Origin of the sequence: Sutcliffiella rhizosphaerae, assembly GCF_917563925.1 — a bacterium.
Classification (GTDB): Bacteria; Bacillota; Bacilli; order Bacillales; family Bacillaceae_I; genus Sutcliffiella_A; species Sutcliffiella_A rhizosphaerae.
Window position 1 is genome coordinate 64,288 of record NZ_CAKJTJ010000001.1, and the last position, 20,720, is coordinate 85,007.

At 36.3% G+C, this 20,720-nt stretch carries 21 protein-coding genes; 3 read left to right on the top strand and 18 right to left on the bottom strand.

The genetic code is table 11. The annotated features are described in order from the left end of the window. Positions 1-190: 190 nt before the first annotated feature. The 5 genes from LRP81_RS00345 to LRP81_RS00365 form a co-directional block, all read right to left on the bottom strand. A complete protein-coding gene (locus tag LRP81_RS00345; RefSeq protein WP_230499248.1) occupies positions 191-1,711 on the bottom strand; it encodes a rhomboid family protein in 1,521 nt (506 codons plus the stop codon). 116 nt (positions 1,712-1,827) lie between these two features. Continuing rightward, the gene (locus LRP81_RS00350) at positions 1,828-3,549 is read right to left on the bottom strand and encodes a methyl-accepting chemotaxis protein (RefSeq protein ID WP_230499249.1); all 1,722 of its coding nucleotides are present in this window, start codon (positions 3,547-3,549) and stop codon (positions 1,828-1,830) included. Positions 3,550-3,754: 205 nt separating this feature from the next. Then, positions 3,755-3,934 carry a hypothetical protein gene (locus tag LRP81_RS00355; RefSeq protein ID WP_230499250.1) on the bottom strand — a complete coding sequence of 60 codons (180 nt, stop codon included), beginning with the start codon at positions 3,932-3,934 and terminating at the stop codon, positions 3,755-3,757. Between the two features lie 155 nt (positions 3,935-4,089). Further along, positions 4,090-4,887, bottom strand: coding sequence for a DUF92 domain-containing protein (locus tag LRP81_RS00360; protein WP_230499251.1), 798 nt, complete (start codon positions 4,885-4,887; stop codon positions 4,090-4,092). Further along, complete coding sequence (locus tag LRP81_RS00365) at positions 4,865-5,440, bottom strand: 5-formyltetrahydrofolate cyclo-ligase (RefSeq protein WP_230499252.1); 576 nt, start codon at positions 5,438-5,440, stop codon at positions 4,865-4,867. The genes LRP81_RS00360 and LRP81_RS00365 overlap by 23 nt, the downstream gene beginning before the upstream one ends. Before the next feature lie 293 nt (positions 5,441-5,733). Here LRP81_RS00365 and rpmG point away from each other — a divergent pair, with 293 nt between their 5' ends. After that, on the top strand, positions 5,734-5,883 hold the full coding sequence (rpmG, locus tag LRP81_RS00370) for a 50S ribosomal protein L33 (protein WP_010194590.1): 150 nt from the start codon (positions 5,734-5,736) through the stop codon (positions 5,881-5,883). Between the two features lie 32 nt (positions 5,884-5,915). Here the strand turns inward: rpmG and LRP81_RS00375 are convergent, their stop codons facing one another. The 3 genes from LRP81_RS00375 to LRP81_RS00385 all read right to left on the bottom strand — a co-directional run bounded on the left by LRP81_RS00375 (position 5,916) and on the right by LRP81_RS00385 (position 8,713). Then, entirely contained in the window at positions 5,916-6,977 is a 1,062-nt protein-coding gene (locus tag LRP81_RS00375; RefSeq protein WP_230499253.1) for a sugar phosphate nucleotidyltransferase, read from the bottom strand. A gap of 13 nt (positions 6,978-6,990) precedes the next feature. Beyond that, positions 6,991-8,142 carry a glycosyltransferase family 4 protein gene (locus tag LRP81_RS00380; protein ID WP_230499254.1) on the bottom strand — a complete coding sequence of 384 codons (1,152 nt, stop codon included), beginning with the start codon at positions 8,140-8,142 and terminating at the stop codon, positions 6,991-6,993. A 94-nt stretch (positions 8,143-8,236) separates the two neighbouring features. Beyond that, complete coding sequence (locus LRP81_RS00385) at positions 8,237-8,713, bottom strand: hypothetical protein (RefSeq protein WP_230499255.1); 477 nt, start codon at positions 8,711-8,713, stop codon at positions 8,237-8,239. A 251-nt stretch (positions 8,714-8,964) separates the two neighbouring features. On the opposite strand from LRP81_RS00385, the gene LRP81_RS00390 reads away from it, so the two are divergent. Continuing rightward, positions 8,965-9,345 carry a hypothetical protein gene (locus tag LRP81_RS00390; protein ID WP_230499256.1) on the top strand — a complete coding sequence of 127 codons (381 nt, stop codon included), beginning with the start codon at positions 8,965-8,967 and terminating at the stop codon, positions 9,343-9,345. Next, complete coding sequence (locus LRP81_RS00395) at positions 9,335-9,853, top strand: endolytic transglycosylase MltG (protein WP_230499257.1); 519 nt, start codon at positions 9,335-9,337, stop codon at positions 9,851-9,853. The genes LRP81_RS00390 and LRP81_RS00395 overlap by 11 nt, the downstream gene beginning before the upstream one ends. Positions 9,854-10,000: 147 nt before the next feature. Here the strand turns inward: LRP81_RS00395 and phoU are convergent, their stop codons facing one another. The 10 genes from phoU to LRP81_RS00445 form a co-directional block, all read right to left on the bottom strand. Further along, positions 10,001-10,660: a phosphate signaling complex protein PhoU gene (gene phoU, locus LRP81_RS00400; protein WP_230499258.1), complete on the bottom strand. Its 660-nt coding sequence runs from the start codon at positions 10,658-10,660 to the stop codon at positions 10,001-10,003. A gap of 22 nt (positions 10,661-10,682) precedes the next feature. Continuing rightward, positions 10,683-11,474, bottom strand: coding sequence for a phosphate ABC transporter ATP-binding protein PstB (gene pstB, locus LRP81_RS00405; protein WP_399206843.1), 792 nt, complete (start codon positions 11,472-11,474; stop codon positions 10,683-10,685). A 48-nt stretch (positions 11,475-11,522) separates the two neighbouring features. Then, positions 11,523-12,407: a phosphate ABC transporter permease PstA gene (gene pstA / locus LRP81_RS00410; RefSeq protein ID WP_230499259.1), complete on the bottom strand. Its 885-nt coding sequence runs from the start codon at positions 12,405-12,407 to the stop codon at positions 11,523-11,525. 1 nt (position 12,408) lies between these two features. Next, positions 12,409-13,350 carry a phosphate ABC transporter permease subunit PstC gene (pstC, locus tag LRP81_RS00415; RefSeq protein ID WP_230499260.1) on the bottom strand — a complete coding sequence of 314 codons (942 nt, stop codon included), beginning with the start codon at positions 13,348-13,350 and terminating at the stop codon, positions 12,409-12,411. An 87-nt stretch (positions 13,351-13,437) separates the two neighbouring features. Beyond that, positions 13,438-14,388 carry a PstS family phosphate ABC transporter substrate-binding protein gene (locus LRP81_RS00420; protein WP_230499261.1) on the bottom strand — a complete coding sequence of 317 codons (951 nt, stop codon included), beginning with the start codon at positions 14,386-14,388 and terminating at the stop codon, positions 13,438-13,440. 211 nt (positions 14,389-14,599) lie between these two features. Continuing rightward, the gene (locus LRP81_RS00425) at positions 14,600-16,768 is read right to left on the bottom strand and encodes a peptidoglycan D,D-transpeptidase FtsI family protein (RefSeq protein WP_230499262.1); all 2,169 of its coding nucleotides are present in this window, start codon (positions 16,766-16,768) and stop codon (positions 14,600-14,602) included. Positions 16,769-16,894: 126 nt separating this feature from the next. After that, positions 16,895-18,187 carry an MFS transporter gene (locus LRP81_RS00430; protein ID WP_230499263.1) on the bottom strand — a complete coding sequence of 431 codons (1,293 nt, stop codon included), beginning with the start codon at positions 18,185-18,187 and terminating at the stop codon, positions 16,895-16,897. 190 nt (positions 18,188-18,377) lie between these two features. Continuing rightward, entirely contained in the window at positions 18,378-18,986 is a 609-nt protein-coding gene (locus LRP81_RS00435; protein WP_230499264.1) for a superoxide dismutase, read from the bottom strand. A gap of 130 nt (positions 18,987-19,116) precedes the next feature. Beyond that, positions 19,117-20,076: a 6-phosphofructokinase gene (pfkA, locus tag LRP81_RS00440; RefSeq protein ID WP_230499265.1), complete on the bottom strand. Its 960-nt coding sequence runs from the start codon at positions 20,074-20,076 to the stop codon at positions 19,117-19,119. Positions 20,077-20,199: 123 nt separating this feature from the next. Then, positions 20,200-20,679: a DUF456 domain-containing protein gene (locus LRP81_RS00445; protein ID WP_230499266.1), complete on the bottom strand. Its 480-nt coding sequence runs from the start codon at positions 20,677-20,679 to the stop codon at positions 20,200-20,202. Between the last annotated feature and the right edge of the window lie 41 nt (positions 20,680-20,720).

Consider the following 20,720-nt stretch of genomic DNA (forward strand, 5'->3'; position numbering starts at 1 on the left):
TTAAATGAAAAGCTTTTTTAGTAGTTCAAATTTTTTATTGAGCATTCAACTGTAATCTTTAGTGAAAAAATAAGGACTACCAAGAAACTGATTTCTTGGTAGCCCTTATTTATTGGTATATGGAACGACACGATTGATTCTTACATATAGACTATTATTTGCTGGCTGATCCCGCAAGACCATCCATCTCTTATTCTGATTCCAATTGCTTCATTATTTCCGCTCTAACATTTTGATAATTTTCACCTGTCGAATCCAATTCAATAGCTTTATTTATTGACTCCAGCGCATTATTCCAATCTTGCTGCTGTACATATGCTAACGAGAGATTATAATGAGCTTCATGTAATTCTGGTGTTAGAGTAACAAGCCTTTCTAACTGATCGATTGCCTCTTCATAATTTCCTTCCTGGAGGTTTATATAGGATAAATGAAATAGTGTCTCTGGGTACTCTTCCTCTCTATCTTCCAACTTGGAAAGAATGTTACGAGCCACCTGATATTCGTTTTGCTGTATGTGAGCTTTTGCTTGATTTAATAGCATATTTGGATTTTCTTCATGAAAGCCTTGGTTTATGAGCAAATTAGTTAATACTAGTGCCAATCCAAAACCTAATAGCCTTTGGATTGGTTTCTTGTGTTTCGGAAGATGTACAGTTGCTGATGCAAGGAATCCCCCTATTAGTCCACCAATATGGCCAGCATTGTCGATACCTGGAATTGTAAATCCAATAGCAAGGTTGATCCCAATCAACACAAGAATATTAGCTCCCATCGTACGGAAGAATAGCTTTGGATGCACGAGTCCAATAAACAGTAGCGCGCCAAAACAGCCAAAAATAGCACCTGATGCTCCAGCAGATAAGGAAGAAGTAAAAACAAAGCTCGCCAAAGACCCTGCAAAGCCCGCAAACAAATAAATGATTAAAAAGCGCACATTACCATAAATCCTCTCCACAGCAGTACCTAAATAAAACAACGCCATCGTGTTAAGTAGTAAATGCAATAAGCCAATATGGAGAACAATTGGGGTGAAAAAGCGCCACCATTCCCCTTCCAATATAGATGGGTTAAATTTGGCCCCGTGTTTTATTAAAGTCTCCGGATTTTGACTGCCACCATTTGTCTCTAGCAGGTAGAACATGACCAAATGAAGGAGTATAAAAATATACGTAAAGAAAGGTTTCCCCTGTTGAAAAATTTGCTTTTCTTTTTGAACTTTTTGAGCTGAGAAATTCAATGTGTTTTCTCTTAAATGATAAAGTTCCAATTCTTCCATTTCAATGTGTTCATTTATTTTTAGCTCTTCCCCAATATCACGAGAGATCTGTTTTACGGCATGTTCAATATTTCCTTCATGGAGCACAACAGACTTTATTTTTATTTTATTTGCCTCATATGGTTCCTTCACACGAAATTCCCAATCATCGACTGGTGGATAGGTCGATACATATATGTTCAATGCGCTTAAGCTACGTTTGCCAAGCTGTTTTTTAAAATTTATAACATGCTTTGAAACATATTCTAAATCCCTTTGAAGCCAATTGCTCCAATCCAAGTCGTATCTATATAAACGGATAATTGGTGCTTTTTTATTGGAAAGCCCTTCCAACCAAATTTCAGTTTGTTCAGGTGATATATGTAACACGCGATAATCTTGGTCTACAACCAATTGTTGGACCAATTGCCATAATACTATATCCTGTTTCAAATGCGCACCTCCCTCGTTTCTTTATTTATTTTATCTGCTCTAGTATAAAAAGTAAAAAAATAACGATGAGAACTCTACTATTACCTAGCAGAAGTGTTCATCGTTAAAGTATTTCCTTAATGTTTATGAAATCGTGATGAAATTTGTGCTAATGAAGCTGATAAAACCTGCAATCTTTTACCGATTGAATTCATATCTTTCATTTGAGACATCTGACTGTCACTAGCTAGTAACATCTCTTCTGAACTTGCAGAAGTTTCTTGGGAAATAGAGAGAAGGCTATCTGCTGCATTTTCTAAATTTGGTAAAAGTTTCTCCCATTTTAATAAATCTCTTTCCATCCCATATAGTTCATTGTGTACCCCATCTATCTCATACATCAAATCTTCAAATACAGTTTTTGATTGTGTTGCGTTTTCAAGATTGATTATCATTTTCGAATGCATATCTGTAAATTCTATCGCTGCCGATATGGTTTTCCCTTCCATTTGCTCAATAGAATTTGTAATTTCTACCGTCGCTAATGATGCTTGGTCAGCTAAATTTCGTACCTCCGCAGCTACCACAGCAAACCCTCTTCCAGCATCACCCGCCCTTGCAGCTTCGATTGTAGCGTTTAAAGCAAGAAGCTTGGTCTGCTCTGCAATTCCTTTTATTAATCCAACTAGTCCAGTTATAGAGCTTGAATAAGCTTTGACTTGTTGGATTGTTTTTGCAAGTTGGTCAAATTCTTCTTTCTGGTCCGAGATACTCTTAATAACAGTGTTCATATTTTCGAAACCGTTTACACCTGATAATTTTATGCTTGCTGAGCTTTGAAACAAATTTTTCATATTCTTTTGCATTTCTAAAATTTGCTCTTTCATCTCTTTAAAATGTCTGACACTTTCTTCAGAACTTACTGCAGTCTGTAATGCACCTTCCTTTACAATATGTACCGAAGAAATTAATTGTTCTGTGGAAACTAGGGAACTTTCAGACTGTGTTCCTAATTTCTTACCAGTTTCTTCTAATTGCGTCGTGGTTTGTTGGATTTCTATCAATATTTCCTTCATATGGCTAATCATAGTGTTATAACTTTTATTTAAGGACAATACTTCTGGAATAGTTGTACGTACTTCCTCTGAAGGAACCAGATTTCCACTTCTAACTTCTCTCATCGTCTCGCGTAGCTTATATAGTGGTTTTGTTAAAGTACGAACAAACAAAATTGTAAATGTGGTAAATAATATAAGGCTAATGAAGGCGGCTCCAAGAGTAAAATATCCAATATCATTTACTGGTCCAAGATAGGAGCTAGCAGGCAGTATCAAGCCATATACTCCACTGATAGCATTCATTTTCTGAAAACTAATGGTATAACTTTTACCATCAATCGTTGTATGTTGTACCCCTTTTTCTAGTGATACCATTTCACTAATTAACGTGTCAGAAATTGTTGGCAAATAATTATCACTAACGTTAAACGGAGTAACTTCCCCTTGATGTATGTAAAAGAAATGAGCTTCGATTCCATCATCTTCTAGCTTTTTTTGTTGTGAACGGACATTTCCTTCTAACTGCTGCATAAAATAATCTTCATCACTAATGTAAGTGAATTTTAAATTCTCAGCAATGTAATCCATTAATTCCGATTCTCTGATCAATCTTTTTTCAATGCTCTCATTTGTTATTTCTCTTGCTTTTAAGTAAGAAATTCCTCCCATTATCGTAATGGAAAGCAGAAACAAGCTGCTAAAAAGTAAGAGTAAACGCGTCCCCAAATTCATTTTTTCTATTAAAGACACAAACACCTCTTTCCATTCATTCACTTTACGTTTTAAACGAAGAAACAACATAAAATCCCCCTGTTCACGACCCTTTTATATGTATCGACAAAAATTTTACAGGAGGATTATTAATGAATTGTAAATAATATGTAATTTTTATGTATAATCGTAAACTAATTGCTTATTGAAATCACTTTTAAAAGAATTTAAAAAAGTAAGACGAAAAAACTACCTGTTTTTCCGTCTTACTTTTCTTATTGTGAATACCAACTCTTCAACCTCGAAAGACAGTTTGTAAAAAGCGGTCACGAACAAATGGAAGATCCATTCCAAATGCTACTACAAATTTTCTGATGCTACTAATTCCTAGAATGTAGTTTAAGACTTTATAACGGTTTTTGTAAATGGCATATGCACCCACAATAATAAAAAGTAACCTTAATAAAAATCCCATTATCATCCCTCCTATTCCTATTCTGCTTAAAAATAGAAAAAACATGCCACAAGACATGTTTTTCCTATTAATAAATAAAGGCTCTTTTCTAAATAATAATTACTATATAACCGGTAAACTAGTTATTAGTAAAGAACAAGGTTTGCGATAACAGCCTAAATGAATTTAATAAAGATACCGATTATACTGGCGAGAATAATTGCTGATATATTCACTACATCATTCGTAACAATTGGATGACCTTTTAGTAATTTACCTTTTTGATTACAATGTTCTTTTTTCTCCATGACTAGGCCGCATACATTACAACAGTAGGAAGCTTGAATCGTAGCTCCAAATATTGTGTCGATAAAACAGCCTAGTACCCCAATAATGCTAATATAAATAACTGATTCTATTGTTATTGCATTCCAAAATATGTAGGCAAAGCAGGCAATCAAAGTAGCCCCCGCAATTGCGGCACATGTTCCTAACCAAGAAATGGCACCTGATGTTCCCCGCTCTACCTGCTCCCAAGAGAGAATAGAAAAGGGTTTCTTTATGCTTAGTGTACCTATTTCCGAAGCCCATGTATCAGAATTCGCTACTGCAATACTTGTAATAAAGCCGTACACCCAATATTCAGCTGGAAACAAGAAATTTAGGCCACTAAAAAGAGCTGGTACAAAACCATTTGCCAGTACCTGAATTATATCTCTTCTCGAACCCTTTTCATGAAGTTCTTCTGTATGTTCTTTTTTTCCTCGTTTAAATTTACTCCAAAAGCTTGAGGTAATGAAAAAAATACCAATCAATAATAAGCCATATCCCTGATACCCCAACGCAATCAAGGCTCCAACTATAAGTGTACCTATGGCTCCTGAAAAACTTAGCGCTTTAAAAAAGTAACCGCAAAACGCAAGGACTAAGATTCCAACTATTAATACTAAACTATTCCCCAGCAGTACAGTCATACATACCCTCATTTGTAATGATTTTATGTACTGGTACATCGTATTCGTCTTTTGTAATACGTTTTACAACCTGTTTGTCAAATGCAAGTGCTATTTTCACACCAATGAAATCTAGTAGGTATCTGTCATAATAGCCTCCACCAAATCCAATTCTATATCCTTTGTAATCATAGACAAGACCTGGAACAAGCATCAACTCTATTTCTTTTTTCTGACATGGTTTCACTTCTGATACAATCGGTTCATGTAAGCCAAAATAAACGGTTTCGAGTTGTGAAAAACTCTCTAAGTAATAAAATTGCATCTCTCTATTCTTTGAGTGACACTTAGGCACCGCTATTTTCTTTCCCATTTCCCAAGACTTTTCGATAATCCTTTTAGTATCAACCTCTGGAAAACGAGAAATCGTGACCCCAATTGTATTTGCATTTTTCCAATCATCTGACGAAAATAATCTATCTTGAATGTTGAGGGAGTTTTCCCTATATGTTTCAATATTTAATCTACTAAGTATTTCTTTCATTTCTCGTCTTAACAGGATTTTTTCATTCATAAACATATCCTCCCATTTAGTACCCGCGAATATAAAGATACCAAAATAGTGCTTTAATTACTATGAATCGTTCAAAAAGTGTCTAGCTCACCCGCCTTGACCATCCCCTTCAATCATAAGAAGAGTTGGTGAGATAGTAGGTTGACGTCTCAGCATATTACCTCAAGGGCTTTGGGCTGGAGCTAGCCAATTATATATTGAGTAATCTCTTAAAAAAAACTGGCATTCAACAATAATAAGTGATATTATAGTAAGGTCTGAATGGAAAGCTTTTTATGTTTGGAGGGATAATGATGCGCGTTAACGTAACTTTAGCTTGTACTGAAACTGGTGATCGTAACTATATCACTACTAAAAATAAACGTAACAATCCAGATCGTCTTGAGCTTAAAAAATACAGCCCAAGATTGAAAAAAGTAACTGTACACCGTGAAACAAAATAAGCAGCCAGGAATTTCCTGTCTGCTTATTTTTTTTACCCTGCTTCTACAGGAGAAATATTCTTTTTGTTTTTTATTTTTAGAGAAACCCCTACTTTATATCCTTCACTTATTTGATGTTTTGGTGCCACTGTGACATTTTTAATACTAGATTTGTTCGTCGAATAAATATTCACATCATCCCATAAGATACTGCGACTAATTTTACAACCATTTTGAATTCTGCTACTTTTACCAATAATCGTGTATTTCCCAATAACAACTTCATCTCCAAGATAAGTGTCGTTCCCAATAAAGGCTGGAGTGTTAATTGTAACATTATTTTCCATTTGAACATTGGAACCAATCCATAAATTTGGAAGTATCTCTTCTGCACCGATATGAACACAAACCTTTTTGTCCAGCATATCATATTGTGCCTGACGATAATCCTCATGACTGCCAATATCCTTCCAATATCCGGTTGCATGATATCCAAGCAAACACTTGCCGTCTTTTATCAGTTTAGGGAAAATATCTGTACTAAAGTCATACCTTTTTCCTTTTTCCATCATACAAAGCATAAAAGGATCGATCACATATACACCAGTATTTACAACATTACTGAATATTTCATGTTTTTGGGGCTTTTCGAGGAAATTGGTTATATGGCCATGATCATCTGTTACCATGATGCCAAATTGGGTTGGATTTTTGACTTCTTTCATAAATATGGTTAACAAGGAATGGTTGTGATGGTGATATTCCACCCCGTCCATCAAATTTAAATCGGTTAATGCATCCCCACTTATGACAAGAAAAGGTTCTTCCAATAAATGTTCTGCATTTTTTACACTCCCAGCTGTACCTAGAGGTAAATCTTCATATACATACGTTATATTTACTCCCCAGTGTCTTCCATCTCTAAAGTAATCTCTAATCTTATCACCTAAATATTGAAGAGTAATAATGATATCTTTTATGCCATGTTTCTTTAATAATTCAATGCTATATTCCATCACAGGTTTATTAAGAAGTGGTACTAGGGGCTTTGGAAGCTTCATTGTTAACGGTTGGAGGCGAGAACCTTTCCCTCCCGCCAAAATAACAGCCTTCATCTCCTTATCCCTCCTACTTGATGGAAGAAGTGGTTACTATTTCTGTATATAGTGCTTCTGTATGCTCTCTTACATCTTCCCATTTATATTTTTCTCTCACTTCTTGCTTGGCATTTTCTCCAAGTTTTCTGCATAAAACAGGATGATTAAGTAAATGTTTTAGCTTTTCGGCAAGATCAACGGCATCGCTTGGTTCAAATAGAAGGCCATTTTTTTCATCTGAGATAATGGAAGTTAAACCTCCAGTCTTTGCTGCAATGACAGTTTTTTTTGCAGCCATACCTTCCAAAGCTACAATCCCAAATGGTTCATATAGACTTGGCACTACTAAAATGTCACAATGATAAAGCGCTGTCGCCTTTTCATTTTCATTCAAAAATCCAATAAAAAGTATAGATTCTTCAAGATCTTTATTTTTTACTATATTTTTGTATACTTCAAGCATCGGCCCTTTCCCTGCAAGAATAAATAATGAACTTGGATATAACGAGATTATTTCCTCTGCTGCATGAAGGAGGGTTTCAACCCCCTTTTCAGGTACCATCCTTCCTAAAAAGAGAATAAGGTGAGAATAGTCATACTGCTTCAAGAATTCTTCCATACTATTGCTTTTTAATGAATGATGCGTTATACCATTAGGGATAACATGAATGTCAGTGTTACTATGATAACTTTCTTCTATTACTGTTTTCATGTACGAACTGCATACGATTATGCTATTTGAGTTTTGGATTAGTTGGCATTCATACATGTAGGTTCTTTTTTGTAGTATGGTTTCCAAGTTGCTTCTTCCTAGTTCAAGTGCATGTATGGTAGTAACTAGCGGAATGTTAAGATAAGACTTTAATGCTCTGGCAGCTAAGCCTACCTGCCAGTCATGGGCATGAATAATATCAAAATTATAAGTTTTAGAAAGGTTTCGGACCGTTTCTACCATATTCATATTGACCATGGCAATATACAGATGGAAATCTTTATAAGTAGGGTTTACATCTTTAATTCTTTGAACTCTAATCCCCTCTACTTCTTCAAAGGAGGGTGCTCCAAGTGTATTAAGCGTCACGACTATTACTTTATGCCCTGAGGTTACCAAATGTTTAGATAGCTCATAAACGTGTTTCCCAAGGCCTCCAGTCACAGCAGGTGGGAACTCCCATGAAAGCATTAAAATGTTATAATTACTACAATTATCTCCCTGATAATTATGTGGAAATTTATTGGAATAGAATTCATTATAGGATACAGAGTGGTAAATATTATCAAGAATTTGTTTTTCCAGCTCGGACACCTCCCGTCATACTATAGTATGTATAAGTAGAGGTGTAAGCCTCGAATTCCTGTTTATCTACTAGTTCAAATAATGTCCATTTATAAGCACTATCACTATTAATGCTCTTTTTGATCGGAATGTCATACGTATGAAAAAACGGAAAAAATGATTCTTTTATTCGTGCACCTACTTCAGCACGTGCGTTAGTAAATGGGATGGATTCAGTAATTACTATACTGCCTTTACTACCTTTAGCAATTATATCTACGAAGTATGCCTTATTCCCATTAGTCTGTAAGTTTCCCTTCCAAGCAATTAATCGAATGGTTGTGTGAGAAATTGATTCATTGAAGTATAAATTAGCAAATTCAATTCTCCAATTGGCAATATTCCAATCTATTTTCCAGCTGCCGTCCTCATTCAATGTAAGGTGCAAATATTCGTTTGCTTCATCATGGCATATCATAATTAATTCCTACCTCCATGAATCTCACTTTCTTTCATCTTATCACGTATTTTTTTTAATCTACAACAGCCATATTTTGTCGTCTTTTAAACTTTAATGTAATAAGCATAAATTGATTCGCTAGTTTATGTCCGTAGTCACAAAATGTTCACAAAATCGTCGATTGTTTTTGAGGAATTTGTCGAAAGAGTATTTTTACATCTCTTCTCCTATGATATAAAAAGAAGAGATACTTTTTATGAGGTGACAATATGTTAATTGTAAGTATAAGTTTGATTGTTATCGCTGTAGCGTTAATTGTCGTTTCATTTTTTGTTAATGACAAATTTTCCGATTTGGAAAAAGAGATGGAACAACTTTCCTTTGATGTGGTTCAAGATAAGTATAAGTTGGAAAGAAAAATGAAAGTGTTAGAGGAGGAATTGTTAGGTGGATCCACCCCTCTACATAAATTTAATGAAAAAAAGGAATCCGCCATTCATTCTGTAAGTGAAAAAGATGTGGCAATCTCTCTTTATCAAAAAGGTTATACTCCTTCACAGATTTCACAATTTACTTCTACATCTATTGAAAAAGTCGAAGAGATCATTCAATCTGCAAATGTTAAAGGAAATGTAGCAAATGAGAGTTAATTTACGAGCATTTGCCATCGGTATCCTTTTCGCAACAGGAGTTATGGGTGTCGCATATTCCATCGTCAGTACTAGTGCAACTACTTTAAATGAAGAAAATGTTGCAACATATGTCGAAGAAAATGGGTTGCATCTATTATCGAAAGAAGAATATAATAAGCTTTTACCAAGTATAGAACCTGAAGAGAACCAAGAAAACGAACAAGCCGACAAAGATCAAGATAGTGATAAAGATTCTTCTGCTGAAGCAGATGAAAAAGAAGAAGTGAATAAAGAAGAAGTGAATAAAGAAGAAGAAGCCAATAAACCCTTTGAGATTGTCATACCTGACGGACTAGCAACGTATGAGATAACCGCTCTTCTTTCCGAAAAAGGAATCATTGAAGATGACAAGAAATTTGATGCGTATCTAGAAGAAAAAGGAATTGCAACAAAGGTTCGTTCTGGAACATTCACCATGAAAAAGGGTATGAGTTATCCGGAAGCTGCTGATGTTTTAATTAAGTAATAAAAGAGGCTGGCAGAAAGTTATTTGACTTTCTGCCAGCCTCTTTTATATTTTGAACTTATCATAAAGCCATGAGCATTCTTAAAAAAAATAGAACTACACGAAGACAAAAATCATCTTCTGAATAGTCCCAATCTTTTCTTGGCATTAGTCATTTAACACATAGTGACTGCCTTTTACTAAATAAAATATATTTTCTGAGATATTTGTCGTATGGTCTGCCATCCGTTCGATATAGCGGCAAATAAAGCTTAGCTGTGTAATTTCTGGTATTAAATCAGGGTGATCTTTCGTTAACTGAAGAAGCTCACGAATATTTTGTCCATACAGCTCATCAACTTGATCATCCATATCTGCTACTTTTTTTGCAAGAACAACATCTTCATCGTAATATGCCTTTAAAGCAAGAGAGAGCATTTCCGTTGCAATGTTATGCATTTTTTCAATCTTCTCAAGTGATAATAATGGCTTTGTGTCTTTTCCAATTCTAATAGTAGATTTAGCGATATTTACTGCAAAATCTGCTATGCGCTCTACATCTGTGGAAATTTTTATAGCAACGAAAATTCTTCTTAAATCAATCGCTACAGGCTGTTGTTTTGCAATTAAAAGAATTGCAAAATCATTAATTTCTTCATCAAGACGATCCGATTTGTTATCTTCTTCGATAATCTGAAGTGCTAAATCAATATTCTTATTCGTTAATGCATTGATGGATTTTCCTAATGCAATCTCAGCAAGGCTACCAAGCTCAAGCAATTTATCCCTTAACGTTTCTAAATCAACATGAAATTGACGTTGTACCACACGACTCTTCCTCTCTGGTTTTTTATCCGAATCGACCTGTAATATAATCTTCTGTACGCTTGTCAGAAGGATTTGAGAAAAGCTTATCTGTTGCGGTATATTCTATCACTTCTCCATTTAAGAAGAAAGCCGTACGATCAGAAATTCTTGCTGCCTGTTGCATATTATGTGTTACGATAACGATACTGTATTCTTTTTTCAGTTCCTGAACTAGCTCTTCTACTTTCATAGTAGAGATTGGATCAAGGGCAGATGTTGGTTCATCCATTAGAATTACATCCGGCTCAATAGCAAGGCAGCGAGCGATACAAATACGCTGTTGTTGTCCTCCAGAAAGACCGTACGCATTTTCTTTTAATCGATCTTTTACCTCATCCCAAATAGCTGCTCCACGCAAGCTTTTTTCGACGATTTCATCCAATACTTTTTTGTTTCGGATTCCATGTATACGTGGTCCATAAGCAATATTATCATAAATTGATTTTGGGAATGGGTTCGGTTTTTGGAATACCATTCCTACACTTGTACGTAATTCTTCAACTTTAAAAGTTTTCGAAAGAATGCTTTTATCCCTGTAAAGAATATCACCAGAGATACGTACAGTTGGTACAAGCTCGACCATTCTATTCAATGTTTTTATATACGTGGATTTTCCACAACCAGATGGTCCTATGATTGCAGTCACTTCATTTTCATATATAGGTAAATTAATGTTTTTTAATGCCAATTTATCTCCGTACCATAAGTGAAAATCCTTTGTCTCGTAAACCATATTTTTTTCAACAGGGGTATCGGAAGTAGATGTTCCATTCATACTCTCTCGCATTGATGTCACAATTTGCATGGATGATTCCTCCTTGAATTAATATCTTCTTTGGAATTTATTACGGATAACTACTGCAATAGAGTTCATTACTAATAAGATGAACAATAAAACTACGATAGTAGCGGCTGCCAAGTTTGCATATTCTGCAACTAACGCTGCATCTATTGTCCAGTAATATATTTGCATTGGGAGAACTGTAAACTTATCAAAAATTCCATCAGGAAGTGGAATTAATAATGCTGGAATCCCCAATACAACAAGTGGTGCAGTTTCTCCAATAGCTCGAGATAAAGCTAGAATTGTTCCAGTTAAAATTCCCGGTATCGAAGCTGGTAAAACAATATTTTTAATTGTTTGCCATTTCGTTGCACCCATTCCATATGATGCTTCACGTAAAAATCCTGGAACTGCGCGGATAGCCTCCTGACTAGACACAACCACGATAGGAAGAACTAACAATGCCATCGTAAGTCCACCAGCTAGTACAATATTTCCTAGCCCTGCTGCTCTTACAAATATCGTTAATCCCAATATACCAAATACGATGGAAGGAACACCGGCTAAATTAGAGATATTGATTTGTAAAAAGCGCTGCAGACGACCTTTTTTAGCATACTCTTCTAAGTAGATTGCTGTGCCTACTCCAAGAAACAGCGTAATTGGTGCAACTACAATCATCAGCCATAACGTACCGAGAATAGCTCCCATAATTCCAGCTCTTTCAGGCATTGTGGAAAGTTTATTCGTAATAAATTGAAGATCAATCCAGCCCATACTTTGTGAAATTACACGGTAAAATAAAATAACAAGAACAACAAGACCAATTAATGTTGCAACTAAAAATATTGATTTTGCAATACTATTTACCGTTAATCTTGCATTCATTTTCTTTTGAACTTGTTCAGCATCAACATACTTCATCTTAATATTCCTCCCTATACTTGCGAGAGATATACTGAGCGATAAGATTCATTATCAGAGTGAATAAAAATAATGTCATCGCTACAGCATACAAACTATAATATAAAGTTGAACCAGCTGGTGCATCCCCACCGGTAACTTCCACAATGTATGCGGTCATTGTTTGCATTGATTGTGTAACATCAAACGTAAAATTCTTCGTGCTTCCACTTGCAATCGTTACGATCATCGTTTCACCGATTGCACGAGAAATTCCTAAAACAAATGATGCAACAATTCCAGACATCGCTGCTGGAACAACTACTTTCCAAGAAACCTCTAATCTTGTAGCACCGAGTGCCAACGCACCCTCTCTCATAGAGTTTGGCACGGAGCTCATCGCATCTTCCGATAATGAAGCAACCATCGGAATGATCATGATTCCCATTACAATCCCTGGACTTAAAATGTTTGTTGGCTCCAAGCTAGGTATGATTTTTTGCAGCAAAGGTGTAACAAAAGTGAATGCAAAAAATCCATAAACAATTGTTGGAATTCCTGCAAGTACTTCCAAAATAGGCTTTACTACCCTTCTTACTCTATCAGATGCATATTCACTTAAGAATATGGCAGACATTAAACCTATAGGAATTGCTACAAACATAGCTATTGCTGAAGAAATTAAAGTACCTGTTATAAGAGGTAAAACACCAAACTGTGCATTATCACCTAACGGTTTAAGTACTGTTCCAGTAAAGAATTCAACTATTGGAACTCTTGTAAAAAATTCAACTGTTTCAAATAAAAGTGTAAAAACAATACCTATTGTGGTGAAAATAGATATTGTTGCAATTACTAATAAGAATTTTGGAACAAGTGCTTCAATAAGTCTATTAGTGTTAAGGGTAGATTTATTCTGTTTGATTAACTCCCTTACACTAATGTCAGCCTTTTGATTAGCCAATTTTGAAATCCCCTTTCATCCTTCACCCTATCTTACAAACATAGAGAAGATGAGCAGGCAAAATGCCACTCACCTTCAAAACAGGTTTTACTTTAATCCTTCAAGTTCTTCAACAGTTGCTTTTACTTCTTCATCTGTTAAAGGAGCAAACCCTGTTTCCCCTGCTACTTCTTGTGCGTTTTGCATCATATAGATAGCAAAATCTAAAACTTGTTCTTTTTCTTTTGCAAGACCAGTATTTAAGTAGGTGAATACCGGACGAGTGAAGTTAGCATAATCTCCATCTTCTGCAATTGTATCAAGAGATGGTTCAACAGGTCCGTTTCCGAAGTCTACTTTTACTGCTGTTAATTTATCTGTGTTACTAGCATAGTAACCATAACCGAAAAACCCAATTGCATTTTTATCTTTAGAAACAAGATCAACTAGAGTAGAGTATTCTTGTTGTAAGTTAGCTGAACCTACTAAATCTTGCTTTTCTAGTATCGTTTCCCAGAAGAACTCGTAAGTTCCGTGGTTTTCATTTGGACCGTATGTTTTAATTGGCTCGTTTGGAAAATCAGAACGTACATCAGACCAATTTGTTTTATTTCCATCTGCTAAGAAAATATCAATAATCTCTTGTTCTGTTAATTCAGTAGCCCAGTCATTATCTTTGTTAATAACGATTGTTAAACCGTCAAGGGCAACTTTCAATTCTTTCACTTCAATTCCAAGTGCATCTGCTTCTGCTGATTCTTCTTCTTTAATATGACGAGATGCATTATTAAAGTCTGTACCATTTTCAACTAAGAATTTTTTGAATCCAGCTGAAGTTCCTGCGCGACTTACTTCAACAGAAACACCTTCTTGCGCTTCAGTCATGTATTTCTCAGCCACGACAGACATAAATGGAAATACTGTTCCAGATCCATCAATTACGACACTACCTTCAAGATCCCCTTCAGAAGATCCGCTGTTGGAGCTACCACATGCTGCAGCAAAAACTGCCAAAGATGCTACGATAGCCAGTAATAAAAAACGTTTAAAGCTTTTCATTTCATTATTCCCCCTAAGGATATGTTTGATGTTTCTGTTATCTTGCCCTACGAATATTAGAATATAACTTCTGTGTTAATCCCGTATGAATCAAGTGTAAAGATTTTGTAAATGTCGATTATTTGCGGAGTATTTACACGAATTATGGGGAAAATGAATAAATTTTGGCACATAAAAAACCCGAAAGATATTCTTTCGGGCTAAAACTAGTTTACTCTATATCATCTTCTGTTAATTCTTCATTTTCTTCATCTGTTTGTTGATCTTCCAACTTAGGTTGACCTTGAGCACGCTTATTTTTCAAATCAAAATATGCTTCCATAACCGCATCTCCAATACGGGTACTTACACCCCCTGTAACATTAAAGTCTGTTGAAGCGTAAGGAACCATAATGGCAAATGCAATTTCCGGATCATCGTAAGGTGCATAACCTACTAGATTGAAGTTTAGCGTCTCATAATTTGATCTACTACCATCATCATGTTGAACCCTATAAACTGACTCTGCCGTACCTGATTTACCAGCAGGCTTATATTTTTTTGCCGTGGAACTCTTGGCAGTTCCACTTGTTCCATGATATACACGTCTAAAGCCTTCTTGAACATGTGCAATTTCTGCATCTGTCATATCCACACGATTGAGTACTTCTGGTTGGAAAGGCTTAACTACTGGTCCCAATCCTTCATCATTACTCGGTTCCCTTATTTCCCTAACAAGCTGCGGCTTCATACGATAGCCACCATTAGCGATAGTGGAAACATATTGAGCAAGTTGAAGCGTTGTATACGTATCATACTGTCCGATAGACAAGTCAAGCAATAGACCAGGTAAGCTTTTATCCGGACCTTCTACTCCGGAGGACTCTCTTGGTAAGTCAATTCCCGTTTCTACTCCCAGTCCAAATTGGGCAAGGTATGCTCTGAATGTATCATAAGCGGAAGGCGGAATAAATAATGGCTGCCTTGGGGTATAATTTGCTCCTGCAATGGCCATGGCTATGCGGAACATATATACGTTTGATGACCGTTCCAAAGCTGTTAAATCTGTAATACTACCCATGTTCGTATAGGAAGCCTTTCTTAGTGCAGCTTCACTTCTCCCAATATAAAGTGGTGTATCATAAAAGGAAGAATAAGGGGCAATGACTCCATGCTGATAACCCGCCAAAACTGTTGCACCCTTTACGGTAGATCCCGGTTCGTAAGCTTCCTGTATAGCACCTAAAGCATGATCATTGATTTCCATTTGTCCCGTTTCTTCATTTCGAAGTAATTGTTTCCCTGCCAAAGATAACACTTCGCCAGTTTTCGGATTCATGACGACTACAAATGCACGGTCCAAAAATCTCGCCCCAGCGCTCGGGTTTGCTCTCGTTTCAATTATTGCGTTAGACAAGATTTCTTCTACTTTTTGTTGAAACTCCATATCCACTGAAAGGATAAGATCTTTTCCGCGCTGCCCATCGAAAACCTTCTCCTGATGAAGTAGATTACCTGCAGTATCTGTTACATTTCTTACTCTTGCTTTATTACCTTGAAGGACATTTTCATATTGTGCTTCAAGCTGACTCGTGCCAACTCGGTCGTTACGATTATATCCACGCGCAAGGTATTCGTCTACACGCTCGCTAGGCAGACCTGAATCTGAAGTTGAAACTTTTCCAAAAATAGAGCTTAATGTGCTGCCAAATTGGTAAGACCGCACAAAGTCAGTTGTAATGTCTACCCCTTGTAACTCAGATAACATTTCACTTACCATTGCAAATTCTTTAGCTGATACATCACGGTTTTTTACAATTTGCGGAGTAAGGGAATAGCCTCTATTAAATTCACGGAAAATGGCAAGTACTTCCTCTTCCTCTTCTGTAATTTCAGCTAGTTGACTTTCTGAAATTCTGTCTAATTGTAGGCGGTAAAGGTCACTTTCCTCGATTTCTCCATTTGCTACTTTATCCCTATCTTCATCTGTAATGAGCGCTTCTGCTTCTTCTGGACGAGTTAGTATCCAATAGTCCTGTCTATCCCGAAGCGGTATATTATCCGTATCCATCGTGATTATCTCTGAAAGCTTTTTGGCTACTTCTAGCTGCTCCTTCGATGTGGTAGTTTGCATCCTCGTATATGTAATTGCATTTAACGGAGTGTTATCCACTACGACATTTTCAAAGCGATCGAATATTTTCCCTCTCGGTACGAGCGTATTAACGGTTACATTCTCAGTTCTGTCTACTTCTTTTCGGTAATCTTCCCCAAATACAATTTGCACAAATCCAAGTCTAAGGATAAGTGCGGAGAAAAGAAGAAATACCGCAAAAAACAAAAGATTCAATCTTGACGGCACATAATTTTTTTTCTTCTTTTTTTGTTTCTGTTTGGTCATTCCATACACCTTTTCATTTAGATTTTTTCCAAAAAGTAAGAGACACCTAAATGATGTATGGTTAGGTGTCTTCAGTCTATCTTTATTGTATAAGAATTTGAAAAAAATATCTATTAATAAATGGAATTATGGGGATGATTCTCCTTCTCCATCTCTTAAAGTTGTCACAATTGGTTGTGGTTCTTCATTTAGCTGATTTGGCTGAAGGGAATCCATGTCGATTTTTCTCACAAATGGATAGATTAGCGCATGTCCCGCCCCGATAAAACACATTAGAACTGAGATACTTTTATCCGTATCAAAGAATGTAACGGCTATGAGAAACAAAATGATGGACGTTGCTCTTCCAATATTAAGAAATAACTCCCTTACTACAATATATTCGATTCTCATTTCAGCTGCCCTCCAACCTCTCCCGATTACATCATATGTTAGAGAGACATATGGGACGAGCAACAAAGGATAAGCAATTGCAATGGTCACTGCATACATAATCAGCTTCGTATACGTAATGTCAAAAACTAAAAAGCCTATGGAGGCATATAGTATTAATCCACCTGTAAGTATCGCTTTCTTTCTATACTGTTTTTTGATCAATCGTGTAGCCAAGTAGTAACAGACAAAGGCTACTGCGGAATTTATTAATCCGAATGTACCAAGAGCAAGTTCACTGTCTGTTGTAATAAAAACTAATACGGAAACGGCAAAAATAAAAGTACCCTCTCTTAAGCCTTGAAAAATATGAGCATTTGTAATGTATTTCCAGTTAAGATTATTCTTTCTTTCATGGAGAATTCGTTTTAGTTCATACACACCTTCTGCGCCACGTCTTTTTAGGAACAAACTAAAAATAACAGCAGCAAAAAATAGTACAAGGGATACAGAAAAGATAACGGTATAACCAGTGAATTTGTCTAGTCTCGAAATGATAAATCCCGCTGCAAATGGGCCAATCATCCCACCTACAGAATTCAATATCCCTAAAAATCCGTTAAAAAAATCCCTAGTTTCTGGTTCTGTTATTTCAAACGTTAATACGTTGAAGGCCAGCCAGTAAAATCCATACCCGATTCCTAATAAAGCTCCAAGTACCAACAAGTATGAAGATGCTTTATCTCCAATAAATAGGACAAACAAATAAAAAAGTGCCAAGAATACAACACCAAGTCGTAACACTATGACACGATCGATTTTTTTTGCCCACCTTCCTGCCAGAATAAAGGTAAGTGGTTGAAACACTACGATTGCTAAATTATAAAACCCTAAGTGACTAAATTCGCCGGATTGTTTCCATAAATAAACGTTAACAAAAGTATTAGATAAGGCGATACTGAGTGAGTATAGCCCCCCGATTACTAATAGTAGCATCAAGTCTCTGTTTACCTCTACATCACCAATAATTTTTTTAAATACTGCCATCATTACCCCGCTCCTTTATCTACGCTTATTGTGGCTAAAAAAAACGGGAGTTATGTACAAAAAGAAAAACCTCCGCTTCTAAAAAGAGTGGAGGTTTCAGAATTTATATGAACACTGAATACTATATCATTTTATGTTTCTTTCCACAAAAAACCTCCGTATCAAAATATACGGAGGTTTCACTAGAAAATTATTTTGCTTCGTTGTAAAGCTTACCTACTACATCCCAGTTAATAACGTTGAAGAACGCATTGATGTAGTCAGGACGACGGTTTTGGTAGTTTAGGTAGTAAGCATGCTCCCAAACATCCAATCCAAGAACAGGTGTTTTACCTTCCATTAATGGAGAATCTTGATTTGGTGTGCTAGTAATTTCAAGCTCACCGTTGTTTACTACTAACCACGCCCAACCAGAACCAAAGCGAGTAGCAGCAGCTTTTGAAAATTCTTCTTTGAAATTTTCAAATGTACCGAATTTGCTTGTAAGAGCATCTGCCAATTCACCAGTTGGAGCAGAAGCACCACCAGGAGTTAGGATATTCCAGAATAGGCTGTGGTTCGCATGGCCACCACCGTGGTTACGAACTGCAGTCTTAATGTTTTCAGGAACAGCTTCCATGTTAGAAATTAACTCTTCTACACTTTTACCTTGAAGTTCAGTGTTACCCTCCAAAGCAGCATTGATTCCAGTAACATAAGTGTTATGGTGTTTCGTGTGGTGAATGTTCATTGTTTCTTTGTCGATGTGAGGCTCTAATGCATCATAAGCATAAGGTAATTGTGGTAATTCGTATGCCATAATTATCTCCTCCTAATTTTTATGTAAGGTTCAGAATCATAAGAAGATTGCTTCTTAATATCTGTTATGTTCAGATTACCAAAACTTGTACAATCTTTCAATCAATCTGCTCCAGTAGAAAAGATTATTATTATATAGATAATTCTTGTGAAAGGCGGTACATACTTTCATCCACTTTGTGGGGCATGGAAAAGACTTCATCGAATGAGTAATCAACAAGCATATTCCTCTCCATACCAACTGCTCTTCCAGCTTTTCCACTCATTAGTAATTCTACAGCATGGCCACCCATTCTGCTGGCCAGCACTCTATCAAACGCAGTTGGCGTTCCACCTCTTTGAATATGACCAAGAACAGATACGCGTGTTTCTAAATTAGTTTCTTGTTCAATCCGTTTCGCAAAGTCAATCCCATTGCTGACTCCTTCGGCTAAAACAATAATGGTATGCTTCTTGCCACGTTTTTGTCCATTTTGAATTCTTCCTACGACATCCGCCAATTTATAGTCTATTTCTGGGATAATAATTGTTTCCGCACCACCTGCAAGACCTGCCCAAAGTGCAATATCTCCTGCATGACGCCCCATTACTTCAATAATAAAAGTGCGTTCATGTGAAGTTGCTGTATCCCTTATTTTATCAATAGCATCAATGACTGTATGTAGAGCTGTGTTAAAACCTATTGTGTAATCAGTTCCAGGAATATCATTGTCAATTGTGCCTGGGAGTCCTATACAAGGAAATCCATGTTCGGTCAGTTTTTGAGCCCCGCGGTATGAACCGTCACCCCCAATGACCACAAGTCCCTCTATCCCGTGTTTCTTTAATTGTTCCATTCCTTTTTGTTGTCCTTCCAATGCTTTAAATTGCTCGCTTCTTGCGGTGTACAAAACGGTTCCTCCACGATGTATAATATCACCAACAGAACCTAGCTCCATTTTTTTAATATTCCCATCCATTAATCCTGCATACCCTTGATAAATGCCATAGACATTGAGGTTGTGATAGATTGCTTTTCGAACAACAGCACGAACGGCTGCATTCATTCCAGGTGAATCCCCACCGCTTGTCAATACTCCTATTGATTTCAATTCTTTCACTCCTTTTAAGGTCCTATCATTGCTATTACACCAAAGTAATTAAGTTAAACAATTTTAGTATAACCTTATTAAATCACTTCATGATGCTTTTATACTAGTCTTAGAAATGGCTGATTAAATAAAAATGATGAAGACAACAATCATAATACCTTGGATTATCCCTTTTACGATTGCACTGCTAAAAAGACCAACAACAGAACCAAACCCTGCCTTTACAGATGTTTTCCAATCACTCTTCTGAAACAATATCTCTCCTAGTATAGCCCCTAAGAATGGTCCAAGGATGATTCCTGCAACAGGAATCAGAAATGGCCCGACAATCAGCCCGATCGTACTGCCCCAAATAGAAGCATTACTACCACCAAATTTTCTAACACCTAAAAGATTTGAAAAATAATCTGCGACAAATAGTAACACAACAAATAAAGCGGTAATGACCCAAAATAATAAGGTTAGCTTTTCAAAAGAAAAAAAGATGCCATAAAGAATAAACCCGCCCAACAAAAAGAGAACACTCGGGATAATCGGATAGATAAGACCAATAAACGCTATAACAAATAATGCGATAATAATTATCCAGTATAATATATCCACAATTTTACCATCCTTCTCTTCATGATATTAAAAACCAGACC

Excerpts from the sequence above, each read along its gene's own strand:
- LRP81_RS00395 (WP_230499257.1), top strand. The coding sequence starts at position 9,335 with ATGAGAGTTAATTTACGAGCATTTGCCATCGGTATCCTTTTCGCAACA.
- LRP81_RS00360 (WP_230499251.1), bottom strand. The coding sequence starts at position 4,887 with ATGACTGTACTGCTGGGGAATAGTTTAGTATTAATAGTTGGAATCTTA.
- pstA (WP_230499259.1), bottom strand. The coding sequence starts at position 12,407 with ATGAAGTATGTTGATGCTGAACAAGTTCAAAAGAAAATGAATGCAAGA.
- LRP81_RS00435 (WP_230499264.1), bottom strand. The coding sequence starts at position 18,986 with ATGGCATACGAATTACCACAATTACCTTATGCTTATGATGCATTAGAG.
- pstB (WP_399206843.1), bottom strand. The coding sequence starts at position 11,474 with ATGAATGGAACATCTACTTCCGATACCCCTGTTGAAAAAAATATGGTT.
- rpmG (WP_010194590.1), top strand. The coding sequence starts at position 5,734 with ATGCGCGTTAACGTAACTTTAGCTTGTACTGAAACTGGTGATCGTAAC.
- LRP81_RS00350 (WP_230499249.1), bottom strand. The coding sequence starts at position 3,549 with ATGTTGTTTCTTCGTTTAAAACGTAAAGTGAATGAATGGAAAGAGGTG.
- LRP81_RS00365 (WP_230499252.1), bottom strand. The coding sequence starts at position 5,440 with ATGAATGAAAAAATCCTGTTAAGACGAGAAATGAAAGAAATACTTAGT.
- LRP81_RS00420 (WP_230499261.1), bottom strand. The coding sequence starts at position 14,388 with ATGAAAAGCTTTAAACGTTTTTTATTACTGGCTATCGTAGCATCTTTG.
- LRP81_RS00375 (WP_230499253.1), bottom strand. The coding sequence starts at position 6,977 with ATGAAGGCTGTTATTTTGGCGGGAGGGAAAGGTTCTCGCCTCCAACCG.
- LRP81_RS00355 (WP_230499250.1), bottom strand. The coding sequence starts at position 3,934 with ATGGGATTTTTATTAAGGTTACTTTTTATTATTGTGGGTGCATATGCC.
- LRP81_RS00425 (WP_230499262.1), bottom strand. The coding sequence starts at position 16,768 with ATGACCAAACAGAAACAAAAAAAGAAGAAAAAAAATTATGTGCCGTCA.
- LRP81_RS00385 (WP_230499255.1), bottom strand. The coding sequence starts at position 8,713 with ATGATATGCCATGATGAAGCAAACGAATATTTGCACCTTACATTGAAT.
- LRP81_RS00380 (WP_230499254.1), bottom strand. The coding sequence starts at position 8,142 with ATGCTTTCATGGGAGTTCCCACCTGCTGTGACTGGAGGCCTTGGGAAA.
- LRP81_RS00430 (WP_230499263.1), bottom strand. The coding sequence starts at position 18,187 with ATGGCAGTATTTAAAAAAATTATTGGTGATGTAGAGGTAAACAGAGAC.
- LRP81_RS00390 (WP_230499256.1), top strand. The coding sequence starts at position 8,965 with ATGTTAATTGTAAGTATAAGTTTGATTGTTATCGCTGTAGCGTTAATT.